The 14,410-nt window shown below is 38.0% G+C and carries 8 protein-coding genes; 7 read left to right on the forward strand and 1 reads right to left on the reverse strand.

Annotation, left to right across the window (positions count from 1 at the left end):
- Positions 1–47 precede the first annotated feature (47 nt).
- The 4 genes from I3259_RS05235 to I3259_RS05250 all read left to right on the forward strand — a co-directional run bounded on the left by I3259_RS05235 (position 48) and on the right by I3259_RS05250 (position 4,138).
- Positions 48–506: a GAF domain-containing protein gene (locus tag I3259_RS05235; RefSeq protein ID WP_238028651.1), complete on the forward strand. Its 459-nt coding sequence runs from the start codon at positions 48–50 to the stop codon at positions 504–506.
- Positions 507–616: 110 nt separating this feature from the next.
- On the forward strand, positions 617–1,249 hold the full coding sequence (gene proQ, locus I3259_RS05240) for an RNA chaperone ProQ (RefSeq protein WP_238028652.1): 633 nt from the start codon (positions 617–619) through the stop codon (positions 1,247–1,249).
- An 18-nt stretch (positions 1,250–1,267) separates the two neighbouring features.
- Positions 1,268–3,271, forward strand: a complete 2,004-nt coding sequence (gene prc, locus I3259_RS05245; protein WP_238028653.1) for a carboxy terminal-processing peptidase — start codon at positions 1,268–1,270, stop codon at positions 3,269–3,271.
- 201 nt (positions 3,272–3,472) lie between these two features.
- The gene (locus I3259_RS05250) at positions 3,473–4,138 is read left to right on the forward strand and encodes a lipocalin family protein (protein WP_238028654.1); all 666 of its coding nucleotides are present in this window, start codon (positions 3,473–3,475) and stop codon (positions 4,136–4,138) included.
- 119 nt (positions 4,139–4,257) lie between these two features.
- Here I3259_RS05250 and pncB read toward each other — a convergent pair whose 3' ends face one another.
- A complete protein-coding gene (pncB, locus tag I3259_RS05255) occupies positions 4,258–5,457 on the reverse strand; it encodes a nicotinate phosphoribosyltransferase (RefSeq protein WP_238028655.1) in 1,200 nt (399 codons plus the stop codon).
- Positions 5,458–6,229: 772 nt separating this feature from the next.
- Between pncB and pepN the strand changes: the two genes are divergently transcribed.
- From pepN to I3259_RS05270, 3 genes are all read left to right on the forward strand, one after another.
- A complete protein-coding gene (gene pepN / locus I3259_RS05260) occupies positions 6,230–8,854 on the forward strand; it encodes an aminopeptidase N (protein ID WP_238028656.1) in 2,625 nt (874 codons plus the stop codon).
- A 124-nt stretch (positions 8,855–8,978) separates the two neighbouring features.
- Complete coding sequence (locus I3259_RS05265) at positions 8,979–9,203, forward strand: DUF2835 domain-containing protein (RefSeq protein WP_238028657.1); 225 nt, start codon at positions 8,979–8,981, stop codon at positions 9,201–9,203.
- Positions 9,204–9,315: 112 nt separating this feature from the next.
- Entirely contained in the window at positions 9,316–14,139 is a 4,824-nt protein-coding gene (locus I3259_RS05270) for an NAD-glutamate dehydrogenase (protein ID WP_238028658.1), read from the forward strand.
- The last annotated feature ends 271 nt before the right edge of the window (positions 14,140–14,410 follow it).

Raw genomic sequence — 14,410 nt, forward strand, 5'->3', positions numbered from 1 at the left:
ATTATTGTTAAGTGTTTTCATTTTAACGATTATGTAAGGCGTATGCTATGGAAAATACAGGTTCTTTTTATAACCGTCTGACTCAACAAGCTTTAGCGATAGTTGAAGGTGAATCAGATCTTATTGCTAATCTCTCTAATATTAGTGCGTTGTTGAATATGGAGTTAGAGAGCATAAATTGGGTTGGCTTTTATTTATTAAAAAATGATGAGCTTGTACTCGGCCCATTTCAGGGAAAACCTGCTTGTGTTCGTATTCCTGTCGGTAAAGGGGTATGTGGTACGGCGGTAAAAGATAACCGAGTAATGCGAGTTGATGATGTTCATGCGTTTCCTGGACACATTGCTTGTGACGCAGTTAGTCAATCTGAAATCGTTATCCCATTAAATATAGGAGAAAAATGTATTGGTGTACTGGATGTTGATAGTCCAGATTTGTCAAGATTTGACCAAAATGATGAAGAAGGTCTAGTTTCTTTCGTTACAGAGCTACAAAAAGTACTCTAATTTCATGCTTTCGGTGGTTTTTCCTTATTAGGTAATTATAATAGCCACCACTATTTCTTTTTGAACAAAGCACTAATAACGAGCAAATCTCGTTTATGTCAGGAAAGTCCATGGAAAACTCTGAAAAGTTAACGAACAGTAAAGAAGTTATTGCATATATTGCTGAGCGTTTCCCAAAATGTTTTACTATTGAGGGTGAAGCTAAACCACTTAAGATCGGTATTTTTCAAGATCTTGCTGAGCGCTTAAGTGATGATCCAAAAGTAAGTAAGACTCAACTACGTACAGCATTACGTCAATACACATCTTCCTGGCGTTACCTTCACGGCGTTAAAGCTGGTGTAAGCCGTGTTGATCTAGATGGTAATGAGTGCGACGTACTTGAACAAGAGCACGTTGATCACGCACTTAAAGCTCTTGAAGAAAGTAAAGCAAAAGTACGTACTCGTCGTAAAGAGCAGGCTATCGCAAAAGCTGCTAAAGAAGGCGATGCGAAAAAAACTCGTGCAAAATCTGCTAAACCTAAGAACATTAAGCCAAAAACAGCTAAAGTTAATAAGAAGCCAGTTGAGACTACACCTGTACTAAAAGCTGACGAAGTCATTGTTGGTAAAAACGTACAAGTGAATATGGGCTCAGGTAACATGCCGGCAACTATTGTTGAAATTAACAAGGACGATGTGCGTGTTCGCTTAAATAACGGCTTAGTAATGGCTGTTAAAGCGGAGCACCTGCGTTCATAAAGGGAGAATGCGCGACGCATGAATTGTCGATTCCGTTTCTCACTGATAGCTGCCGGCATGATGCTGGCAGCTTCAGCGCAAGCCTCAGAGGCTAAGTATTCATTAAGTGAGTTGCCGCAGCTAGCACCAGAGCAGCAACATGCCACTGCGAGTAAAAGGGTAGCTTCACGCTTTACCCGATCTCACTACAAGCATTTTTCACTTGATGATAAATTCTCTGGTCAGGTCTTCGATCGTTATATCGAAATGCTTGACTACAATAAAAGCTTTCTAACTGCTTCTGATGTAAAGCAATTCGAACGCTGGCGAAATCAGTTTGACGATCAATTGAAATCTGGTGACACATCAGGTGCATTTGATATTTTTAACAAAGTCCTTCAACGTCGTTTTGAACGTTATCAATTTGCGATATCGCAATTAGATACTGAAATTAAATTCGATAAAGATGAAGACTTTGTTATTGATCGCTCTGAACTTGAGTGGCCTAAAAATCAAGCTGAGTTAAATGAAATTTGGCGTAAGCGTGTAAAATACGATGCGTTGAATTTAAAACTGGCTGGTAAAAACTGGAAAGAAATACAAGAAACACTAGGTAAGCGTTATAACAACGCGGTTAAACGTTTAACTCAAACCCATAGTGAAGATGTTTTCCAGTTGTACATGAATGCTTTCTCGCGTGAAGTTGATCCTCACACAAGTTATCTATCGCCTCGAAATGCTGAGCAATTCCAATCAGAAATGAACCTTTCTTTGGAAGGGATTGGTGCTGTGCTGCAAGTGAAAGATGATTATACGACGATTCAATCCCTTGTTGCTGGTGGACCTGCTGCGAGCTCTAAAAAGCTCGCAGCGGGTGACCGTATTATTGGTGTTGGTCAAGATGGCGAAAAAATTGTTGATATCATTGGTTGGCGTTTAGATGATGTTGTTCAATTAATCAAAGGTCCGAAAGGCAGTAAAGTGATTCTTGATGTATTACCTGAAGGTAAGAATAGCAAGAGTTACACTGTCACTATCGTTCGAGATAAAATTCGTCTAGAAGATCGTGCAGTTAAATCGGAAGTTAAAACCGTTGAAGGCAAGAAAATTGGTGTTATTGAAGTACCAAGTTTCTATGTCGGTTTATCGGAAGATACCAAGAAAGAATTGGTTAAGCTTAACGATCAAAAAGTTGATGGTGTCGTCATTGATCTTCGTAACAATGGTGGTGGTGCATTAACTGAAGCAACAGCATTAAGTGGTTTATTTATTTCAAGCGGGCCTGTTGTTCAAGTTCGTGATAGCTACGGTCGTGTAAAAGTAAACAGTGATTCAGATAATCAAGTTTTCTTTAATGGTCCGTTAACTGTTTTAATTAACCGTTATAGTGCGTCGGCATCTGAAATTTTTGCTGCGGCAATGCAAGATTACGGTCGTGCAGTAGTACTTGGTGAACAATCATTTGGTAAGGGAACAGTGCAACAGCACCGATCACTAAACCATTTATATGATTTATTCGACAAGCCCCTCGGTCATGTTCAATACACGATTCAAAAGTTTTACCGTATTAACGGCGGTAGCACTCAGAATTTAGGTGTTGTGCCTGATATCTCTTTTCCTACAGCGGTTGATCCGTCTGAAACGGGTGAGAGTGTTGAAGATAATGCATTACCGTGGGATAGCATTAAGCCTGCTAAATATAAGCAACTTCATAATTATTCGTCAATTCTTCCTAAGTTGAATGAAGAGCATCTTGCTCGAATTAAGAGTGATATGGAGTTTGGTTTCATTAATGAAGATATCAAAACCTATAAAAAGGAAAAGGATATCAATAGTATTTCATTAAATGAGAAAACACGGTTAGCAGAGCAAGACAAAGAAGATGCAGATCGTTTGGTACGTTTAAATAAACGTCAAAAAGCACTAGGTAAAAAACCGTTTGCTGATTTAGATGCGGTGCCAAAAGCTTATGAAGCTCCTGATGCTTATCTCGATGAAGCTATTGGTATTACTGCAGATTTAACGAATATTAAATCATCCTAATTGGCTGACTGTACCTAGCAACAAATAAATTAGCGCTCCTTTCATGGGGCGCTTTTTTATTTCTCTCTGTTACTGTAACGATCTCAATCGTAAGACATGTTGCATATTGAAATGTGATATATCGCATATTTTTCATCAAAAAATAGCTTTACCTACTAGTTTTAAAGTACATGCACTTTGTTCTAGTGACAGGGGAAGCCTATGAAAAAGCTATTCTTTATTGTCGTACTCTTCATCTTAAGTACATTTAGCCGTCCAATTATTGCTGACGATATTACCGAGTTTGACTACCCATTTTTATTAGGTAATTGGTATTGGTTTAGTTCAACAGAAGCGGGTGTTGAAAGTGAAGGTGAAAGTTATCGTGCAATGCATGTAATGTTTAAATCTGACTATGTATTTGCAATGCGGTTGCTTCGTATTGATGGAAAAATAGAGCAGTGGTCTGGTGAGTATAATATTGATGAAACCAATATTACTTTTGTCACTGAAGGCGAAGAAGATCAAATGCATACTTATATGCTTAGTTATAATCAGTTTGTCTTAGACGGTGCAAGGTTTACTAAATTAGCGCCTGAGAATTTACCAGGAAATTGGAAAACTTCGACAATATCAGGATCTGATGTAGACAATAGTATTTCAGAGCTTTCACTCACGTTACGCCCTGATTTTTTATTCTCCGCTGAAGTCTCGAATGACGAGGGAAAATCAAAAGAGCATCGTGGTATTTATTACATTGAAGATAATCAATTGGTCTTATTATATGAAGATGGGCAACACGATTCTGAATTTGAATTAAGTAGCAATGACACGCTAACACTAACCAATACTCATTTTGGAATGGAAGCGATATTACAACGTGAGTAATTTTGACAAATGTAGAGGTTATGAGTGTAGGGAAGGGCTACAATAATTTACAAATATCAAAACAAAAAAGCGAACAAGAAATCCTGTTCGCCTTTTTAATTTGAAAATATATTAAGCGTTTATTCGTTAGCTAACTGAAATGCAGTACGAAGTTGATCTAAATAATCTTCATCACGACAGATGCTCTTACCGGGTTCGTCTGAAATTTTTGCTACAGGACGACCTTCACATTCTGTTAGTTTCAACACAACATTTAATGTTTTTACATTAGGTAAATCACAAGTTAGTTGTGTACCAATGCCAAAACTTACGTTTATTTGGTGGTTGAAGTGTTTAAATATTTTCAATGCCTTATCAAGCGTAAGGCTATCAGAAAATACGAGTGATTTTGTTTTAGGATCAATACCTAATGATTTGTAATGTGCAATGGCTTTTTCACCCCAAGATATAGGGTCACCACTATCATGGCGTAACCCGATAAAACGTTCAGATAAACGTTTATCAAAATCACGCAAGAATGCATCCATGTTGATACAGTCGGTGAGCGCAATACCTAAATCATTAGGGTATTCTTGTAGCCAGCGGTTCAATGCTAATTGTTGAGAATCAGCAAGTTCCCCAGCTAATTGCTGATGACCTTGGAACCATTCGTGAGCTTGAGTACCAACAGGTGTTAAATTACGAGTATATGCAAGATAGTAGTTTGACGTACCCTTAAACTCTGACATATTTTCTTTTAAGTAATCAACAACTTTGTGATGAACAGCTTTCGAGAAACGACGACGAGTACCAAAATCTACTAGCGCAAATTCACTTAAATCTGTTTCTTGTGCGTCATGGTAGAAGCGCGAAATTTTTTCTTGTAATTGTTTGATAGCATCTTCAGGCGTTGCATTTGGGTATAAGTGTGCACAGCGTACTTCACAAATAATCGCTAGAAGAGGGACTTCCCATAAGATCACATCCAACCACTTACCACGAATGGTAATAGAGAGTTGTTCGCCAGAATCATCAACGCACACATCATCTGCATTTAGTTGAAATTGGCGTAAATACTCAAGATAGTCAGCACTGAAAAAAGTTAATGTTGATAGATAATTGATTTCATCTTCAGCAAAAGAAAGCGCTGCGAGTTTTGCGATTTGATCTTTGATTTCTTGAGAGTATGGGCGTAGATCTTCGTCGCTTCGGCAGTGGAATTCAGCCACAGCTTCAACGTCTGGGTATTGATGAAAAATTGCCTGTTGCATATGCAATTTATACGCATCAGTATCAAGCAGGGAATCGATAACCCCAATGTTGTGTCTGTTATTATTCATATCTGACTATAGATACTTATTAGAAGTGATAATAAATCTATGCGTAATGTAATTTTATTATTATTCAATTGCTTATGTTATTGAAGACTAATAAAAAACATAGTTTATTAATGCCTTAAGTTACGACTGATTGTGAACTAAGATGTGATGTTCGTCAAGTATAACCATTCTCATTAGGATTTATGAAGCCACGAAGTTTGCTTTTTAAATCTATAGGTTATGCATAATTTGTCAGTTTCTAATTTGATTATCGTTATGCGTATTAAATCCAACAACTATTGTTTATTAGGCATTGGTTTAATTGATATGTTGTAATGTATTGTAAATAAAGAGATATATTTACTAAGTGTCTATGCAGCATATATAAGTTATATGAGCATTGATTGTTTATTGTCCAATGGTAAATATTATAAGCAGTATTGAGTGTTTAAAAATGAAACACTCATGCATTGTACCCGTACAAAAAATTATTATTAATGGTGAGTAAAACTGTATTTCTTTATTTTATGATTCCATTTTAAATTGGAAAATTGATTAATTTATATCCTTCATTTGCTAAATTTAAATAAGCTAATTGAAAGTTGATCTATTTTTAATCGTTTAATAGCGAAAACTAAGAAATTGACCGTTAGAGACAAAAACTATCGTATATAGTTGATACTAATTCTTGTTTGAGCGTTATAGTATCAAACAACAAAATTATTTGTCGGTCTATTAATACCTGTTTATTAATGCAAGGTTTGGTAGAGCCCTTATGGAAGGAAATATAATAATGACAGAGCAGGCATCTTTACAACCAACGGCTAAACATCGTTCTGATTACCGTAAGCCAGATTATACGATTACAGATATCGATTTAACGTTTGATCTTCATGACACCAATACAACGGTGACAGCGCAAAGTAAGGTTATTCGTGTGAGTGATAATGATGATGCCCAACTTGTACTTGATGGTGATGAACTAGCCATTGTGAGTATTTCTGTCAATGGCAAAGCCTGGACGTCATATATCCAAGAAGGTAGCCACTTAACACTATCAGATCTGCCTGCCCAATTTGATTTAACGATCGTTACAACTATAAATCCAGAAGCTAATACTGCATTAGAAGGGTTGTATAAGTCAGGTGGTGGTTTCTGTACTCAATGTGAAGCAGAAGGTTTCCGTCGTATTACTTATTATCTTGATCGTCCAGATGTACTGGCTCGTTTCACAACTAAGATCATTGCGGATAAAGCAGCATTCCCATATTTACTCAGTAATGGTAACCGTATTGCTGAAGGTGACTTAGACAATGGTCGTCACTGGGTACAATGGCAAGATCCATTCCCAAAACCTTCATATCTCTTTGCTTTAGTAGCCGGTGATTTTGACGTTTTACGTGATAATTACACTACGATGAGTGGTCGTAACGTAGAACTCGAAATCTTCGTTGATAAAGGCAACCTTGATCGCGCAGATTACGCTATGACTTCATTGAAAAACTCAATGAAGTGGGATGAAGAGCGTTTCGGCCTTGAATACGATTTAGATATTTACATGATTGTGGCGGTTGATTTCTTCAACATGGGCGCAATGGAAAACAAAGGCTTAAATGTCTTTAACTCTAAATTCGTTCTCGCGAACCCTAAAACAGCAACGGATACTGATTACCAAGGTATTGAAGCTGTGATTGGTCATGAATACTTCCATAACTGGACTGGTAACCGTGTTACTTGTCGTGATTGGTTCCAATTAAGTTTAAAAGAAGGTTTAACTGTATTCCGTGATCAAGAGTTTTCATCAGATCTAGGCTCTCGACCAGTAAATCGTATTGCCAATGTTCGTATTGTGCGAGGTCCACAGTTTGCTGAAGACCGTGGCCCAATGTCGCACCCAATTCGTCCTGAAAAAGTTATTGAAATGAATAACTTCTACACATTAACAGTGTATGAAAAGGGTAGTGAAGTGATCCGCATGATGCATACCTTATTGGGTGAGGCAAATTTCCAAGCAGGTATGAAGCTGTACTTTGATCGCCATGATGGCACAGCTGCAACTTGTGATGATTTTGTTCAAGCAATGGAAGATGCATCAGGTATTGATTTGTCTCGCTTCCGTCGTTGGTACAGTCAAGCAGGAACGCCAATTGTTACTGTTGATACCTCGTATGATGCAGATACTAAGTGTTACAGTGTCACTATAAAGCAGCAAACAGCGCCAACAGCAGGGCAAGAGGAGAAGCTACCACTTCATATTCCATTTGATATCGAGCTATACGATAGCAAAGGTGAGGTTATTGCAGTGCAATCAGATGGTAAGCCAGTTCACAACGTATTAGATGTAAAAGAAGCAGAGCAAACATTCGTATTTGAGAATGTTGCTGAACAACCTGTGATGTCGATGCTGCGTGAATTCTCTGCACCTGTAATTTTAGAATATGATTATTCAGATCAAGAGCTGATCTTCTTGATGATCCACGCTCGTAATGAGTTTGCTCGCTGGGATGCTGGTCAAATGCTATTAGCGAAATACATCCGTAAGAATGTGGCAGCAGTTCAAGCTGGTGAGTCAGTTCAACTACCTGAAGCGGTTATTGATGCTTTCCGTGGGGCTTTATTGGATGAAAACCTTGATCCTGCATTTATTGCTGAAATGCTGACACTACCGAGTGAAAATGAAATTGCTGGTTGGTATAAGCAAGTTGATGTTGATGCAATCAATAAGGTTGTTGGCGCATTAACTCAAATTTTAGCGATAGAAATGGAAGATGAGTTAGTTGCGATTTATCGCAGCCTAGCGCAAGGCGAATACAGTTTAGATCATGCTGCAATGGCGAAACGTGCGTTACGTAATAAGTGTTTGTCTTACCTAGCACATACAGCAACAGGCAATGACTTGGTTACTGCGCAATATGCAGCGGCTGACAACATGACTGATACGATGGCTGCTATGTCTGCTGCAAATAATGCGCAATTAGCCTGTCGCGCAGCACAAATGTCAGACTTTAGTGATAAATGGACGCACGATGGTTTGGTTATGGATAAGTGGTTCATGCTACAAGGCACTAATCCTGCTAATAATGCGTTAGAAAATGTGCGTAATACTATGAATCACGCAGCGTTTAGCTTGAAAAATCCTAACCGTACACGTAGTTTAGTTGCGAGTTTCTGTGCGAATAACCCAGTACATTTCCATGCGAAAGATGGTTCTGGCTATGAGTTCTTAACTGAAATATTAACAACGTTGAATACAAGTAATCCACAAGTGGCTTCACGTTTGATTGAACCATTCTTGAAGTTCCGCCAGTATGATGAAGCTCGCCAGCAGTTAATGCGAAAAGAGCTTGAGAAGTTAGCAGCACTTGATAATTTAGCTAAAGACTTATTTGAAAAAGTGCATAAAGCGCTTGAACAATAAATCATAATTCGCTAAATAATAGAGCCAAGTACCTTATTACTAAACACTTTCTATGAGGAAGTGTAATGGGGACTTGGCTTTTTCTATATTGGGCTCTTGAACGAATAACGAGATAAAAGGGATTATGCGCAGCTTTACTTTTCGAGTGAATATTAGTTATCAAGTTTTCTTACAACACTATTCTGGTGCAGCAAGTAGTGCTGTTGTGGTGACAGAGAATGGATTAAAACTTCAATTGCCCGCTGTGCGTTTACGTCCGTATTTAACGCAAATGGGTGTACAAGGGCGTTTTCAAGTTGCTGTTGATAGTAATAATAAATTGACGACACTAACTAAATTATCTGATTAGTGTTTATATCTCTTATCATAGTTAAATTGTCATCATGTATTTTATTTGAAACTCGGACAGAAAATTGCATACCTATACTTACCTAAGGTAGTAAAAGTTATGGGATTTTCTTATGAATGCACCAGACAATGTGGTTCCTGTATTACTTGAAAAAGTATATGGCTTAATAAAATCCAAAGTTGATCATATCCAGCAGCCTTTAGTTGAGGTATTTGCTAAAAGCCTTTTAAATCAATTGGCTGATGATGATTTATTACAACGTAACGAATCTGATTTGTATGGTGCTGTACTGAGCTTATGGCATCATTTAGTTAAAAATAATCCGCAACAAATTTCCGTTCGTGTTTATAACCCCACATTAAGCCGCCATGGCTGGAAATCTACCCACACAGTGGTTGAGATTGTTATGCCAGATAAACCCTTTTTGGTTGATTCTGTCCGTATGACGTTAAACCGGTTAGATATTACTAGTCATTTAATGCTAAATGGTCCTTATTACTTTGAGCGCGACAAGAAAAATAATATCGTTAAGGCGTGCTGTGATAAGGGAGATCTACAGACACTTTTCCATATTGAAGTAGACCGCCTTACAAAAAAAGATGAAATGGCAATATTGCGAGATGAACTTGAAACGGTGCTTAAAGACATTGAATTGGTTGTTAACGATTGGCAATTCATGCAAGAAAAAATGCATCAAATTATCAAAGAGCTAAAAACGGCAAAAGTACCTGTTGAGAGTCAATACTGCGAGGAGGCAATTGAATTTCTTGATTGGATTGCCAATCATAATTTTACCTTTATGGGCTATCACTGTTATGACCTAAAGCCGATCAAAGGTGATTATCAACTGAGTCCAACGCAAGAGGTTGGGCTCGGTTTACTTAAAAAGCCACGTCATGCACGACCACTTAATTTATCAAGTTTACCTGAATCAGCACGTATTGAAGCGCAAAATCCCGATCTTCTTATTCTCACCAAAAGTAACGCTAAATCTCGTATTCATCGTCCAGCTTACATTGATTATATCGGTATTAAACGATTTGATAGTAAAGGTGATGTAATTGGTGAACATCGCTTTATTGGTCTATATGCATCAACGGCTTACCATCAAACAGCAATGAACATTCCATTGATACGTAATAGAGTAAAACGAATACTCAAAGCCAGTGGTTATTCGGAAGCTTCGCATTCTTGGAAAGCGCTCAATAATGTATTAGAAACCTATCCAAGAGATGAATTAATCCAAGCAAAAGAAGAAGAAATGCTTGAGGTAGGCGTGGGCGTAGTACGTATGCAAGATCGTGACATGCTGCGATTATTTATAAGAAGGGATCCTTTTGGGCGTTTTTTTTCCTGCATGGTATATGTTGCCAAAGAGCGTTATGACACAGAGCTTAGGCGTAAGATCCAAACTGTTTTGAAAGACTATCTTGGTTCATCACAAGCTGTTGAGTTCACAACCTTTTTCTCTGTGAGTCCATTGGCTCGAACACATTATATCGTTAGGGTTAAGAACAATAATTTTGATGTAGATGTTAAGTCAATAGAGCATAATTTAGTTGTAGCAGTTGCCTCATGGGAAGATCGTTTAACCCAGTCGTTAGTGGCTAACTTTGGTGAAAGTAAAGGGATCCCAATTGCCAAAAACTATGCGCGTGCTTTTCCTCGATCTTATAAAGAGCAAATGTTGCCGGGCTCTGCTGTAGCTGATGTTTTACAACTAGAAGGACTGAATGAAGATAATAAATTAGGAATGCTATTTTATCGTCCACAAGAAGAATCTGCTGACTCATCGATTGTGAAATTGAAGCTTTTTCACCGCGATGAACCGATTCATTTATCTGACGTTATGCCGATGCTGGAAAATTTAGGATTACGGGTCATTGGTGAATCCCCTTATCAAGTGATCACCGCGGATGGTGTCGTTAATTGGATCTTAGATTTTGCGATGTTACATCATGTAAGAAATGGATTTGATCTATCAGAAGCAAGAGATCGTTTTCAAAATGCTTTTTCTGATATTTGGCATGGAGAACTTGAAAGTGATGGCTTTAACCGTTTAGTACTGCGATCCGGTTTGTCTGGTAGAGAAATTACCATATTACGCAGTTATGCTCGTTATATGCGGCAAGTTGGCTTTCCATTTAGCCAGCAATATATAGAAGAGACATTGTCTAATCATTGTCAGTTGGCTTGTTATTTGGTGTCGTTGTTTAAATTACGATTCGATCCCAAAGCGAAATATAGTGAGAAGGCAGAACAGTTACTGATCAAAAAGATCGTAGATCGATTGGAGAATGTCGAGAGCTTGGATGATGATAGGATCATTCGTCGTTATATGGATATGATCTTAGCAACGCTCAGAACCAACTTTTATCAAAAAACAGATACCTGTAAACCTAAAGCATGGCTCTCACTCAAACTCAATCCATCATCTATCCCTGAAATTCCAGCTCCAATTCCTCGTTACGAGATATTTGTTTATGCCCCCGATGTGGAAGGAGTCCATTTGCGAGGGGGGAAAGTTGCTCGTGGCGGTTTACGTTGGTCAGACAGACAAGAAGACTATCGCACAGAAATATTAGGACTAGTCAAAGCACAGCAGGTTAAAAATACGGTAATTGTGCCTGTTGGTGCGAAAGGTGGCTTTATTTGCAAACGGCAGCCTCAATTAACAACACGTGAAGATATAGCTGCAGAGGGATTACATTGTTATCAACGTTTTATATGTGGTTTGCTTGATGTAACAGACAATATCCTAGAGGGTAAACGATATCCACCAGCAAATGTGGTTTGTCATGATGAAGATGATCCTTATTTAGTGGTTGCGGCGGATAAAGGTACGGCAACATTTTCAGATATCGCAAATTCACTGGCTGCTGATTATGATTTTTGGCTAGGTGATGCCTTTGCTTCAGGAGGCTCAAATGGTTATGACCATAAACAAATGGGGATAACAGCGAAAGGGGCTTGGGAGTCTGTTAAGCGGCATTTTAGAGAGATAGGTATAGATTGCCAAACAACGGATTTTAGTTGTGTCGGTATTGGTGATATGGCGGGTGATGTGTTTGGTAATGGAATGTTGTTATCAAAACATATTTGCTTATTAGCGGCCTTTAATCATCAGCATATCTTTATTGATCCAGATCCAGATCCTGCTGCAAGTTGGTTAGAGCGCAAACGTCTTTTTGAACTTAAACGATCAAGTTGGGAAGATTATGATCGTAATATTTTATCTGAAGGAGGGGCGATATTTTCACGTAAAAGTAAAGCGATTAAGCTTGTTCCTACTCTACAAACCTTATTGCAAACACGTAAGCAAAGTTGTACACCTAATGAGTTGATACATCTTATATTACAAATGCAGGTCGATTTATTGTGGAATGGCGGTATAGGAACATACATAAAATCTACTAAAGAGACTCACACTGATGTTGGTGATCGCACCAATGATGCTGTTAGGGTTAATGGCTCTCAACTTGCAGCAAAGATTGTAGGTGAAGGGGGAAACTTAGGCTTTACTCAGTTAGGTCGAGTTGAGTTTGCGAAAGCTGGTGGCCGAGTAAATACCGATTTTATCGATAATGTTGGAGGAGTAGATTGCTCAGATAATGAAGTGAACATCAAGATTTTACTCAATAGCCTAGTCACCGCAGATGAACTGACATTTAAACAGCGTAATCGTATTTTAGAAAAGATGGAAGATGAGGTTGCTGACATTGTATTAGATGATGCTTATCGCCAAAGTGAATCTATTTCAGTAACAGAGCAACAGCAAGTACAACTATTGAAAGAACAAACGCGGTTTATTCATTTATTGGAACGACAGGGTAAACTGGATCGGAGCCTTGAATATTTACCTGATGATGAAACATTAGTAGAGCGTGAGAAAGCAGGGATTGGCTTAACACGACCAGAAATTGCTGTGCTGGTGGCTTACGGTAAAATGGTGCTAAAAGAAAAACTCGTCAATCACGATATAGCCAGCGATCCTTATCACTCTCGTCTTTTACCTGCTTACTTCCCTCAATTTTTACAAGATAACTACAGATCACAAATGGAAAACCATCCATTACGACGTGAATTAATCGCAACATCATTAGCTAATTTGATGTCGAATGAAATGGGATGCAATTTTGTTACTCGGCTGCAAGAAGAAACAGGGGCAACGATAAATGAAATTTCAGCCTCTTACTCAATAGGGCGAGAAATATTTAAGTTTGATCAGATTTTTTGTGAAATTAGAGCATTAGATAATCAAGTCTCAGCACAAATGCAATATGACATGCTTTATCGTTCAAGGCGTATGCTGCGTCGAGTTACACGATGGTTCCTACGAAATAGAGAGCACAAGTTAGGTATTGAACAACAAATTGTGTTCTATCAACCCTTTGTTGAGCAGTTACGAAATGAACTAGATAGTTACCTTGTAACAGAAGAAGTGGTAGAACACGAAGAGCAAGCAGATGAAATGATCCGTAAAGGCGTACCTGAACTGTTGGCCAAAAACATTTCACGTTTAACCAGTTTATATTCAGCAATGGATATAGCGCAAATTGCAAAAGAGATGGACGTTAACATATCGCATATTGCAAGAGTGTACTTTGTACTAGGGGCGCAATTATCACTTCATTGGTTCTTAAAGCAAATTCAAAACCAAGCTGTTGAGAATAATTGGCAAGCATTAGCAAGAGCTTCATTTCGTGAAGATTTAGATTGGCAGCAAAGACAATTAACAACAGCAGTGTTAATGACAAGCACCGCTCAGCCAGAACAGAGTATATCGCTATGGATGGAACAACATAAAAAAGCGATTGATCGATGGGAGAGTGTACTTGCTGAATTTAAAGTCGGTAATGCTCATGAATTTGCAAAGTTCTCTGTCGCTTTACGTGAATTGACGATTCTTAATCTCAACTCAAGACCGATCCAGTAGCTAGGCTCTACATAGTAACTGTCTAATAAGATGATGTGAGTTACGCTGTAACAATAATGGTGACAATGTAACTTAAGATAATTGGGTTTTGTTACATTGTCACTACTTAAGTGTTAACAACTAGGTTGTAAAAATAATAGTGACTTTTTTCAGAGCTAAAAAGAAAACGATTGCTTGTATGTGTAATAATTTGTGAAACTACGAACTTATAACTTATTGTTAAACAAAGCTTTAATTTCTAAGTTACTGTTTTATTGATAATAATCAAAAA

This window comes from Photobacterium sp. Ph5 (assembly GCF_022129445.1).
Classification (GTDB): domain Bacteria; phylum Pseudomonadota; class Gammaproteobacteria; order Enterobacterales; family Vibrionaceae; genus Photobacterium.

Excerpts from the sequence above, each read along its gene's own strand:
- I3259_RS05265 (WP_238028657.1), top strand. The coding sequence starts at position 8,979 with ATGCGCAGCTTTACTTTTCGAGTGAATATTAGTTATCAAGTTTTCTTA.
- prc (WP_238028653.1), top strand. The coding sequence starts at position 1,268 with ATGAATTGTCGATTCCGTTTCTCACTGATAGCTGCCGGCATGATGCTG.
- I3259_RS05235 (WP_238028651.1), top strand. The coding sequence starts at position 48 with ATGGAAAATACAGGTTCTTTTTATAACCGTCTGACTCAACAAGCTTTA.
- pepN (WP_238028656.1), top strand. The coding sequence starts at position 6,230 with ATGACAGAGCAGGCATCTTTACAACCAACGGCTAAACATCGTTCTGAT.
- pncB (WP_238028655.1), bottom strand. The coding sequence starts at position 5,457 with ATGAATAATAACAGACACAACATTGGGGTTATCGATTCCCTGCTTGAT.
- I3259_RS05250 (WP_238028654.1), top strand. The coding sequence starts at position 3,473 with ATGAAAAAGCTATTCTTTATTGTCGTACTCTTCATCTTAAGTACATTT.
- I3259_RS05270 (WP_238028658.1), top strand. The coding sequence starts at position 9,316 with ATGAATGCACCAGACAATGTGGTTCCTGTATTACTTGAAAAAGTATAT.
- proQ (WP_238028652.1), top strand. The coding sequence starts at position 617 with ATGGAAAACTCTGAAAAGTTAACGAACAGTAAAGAAGTTATTGCATAT.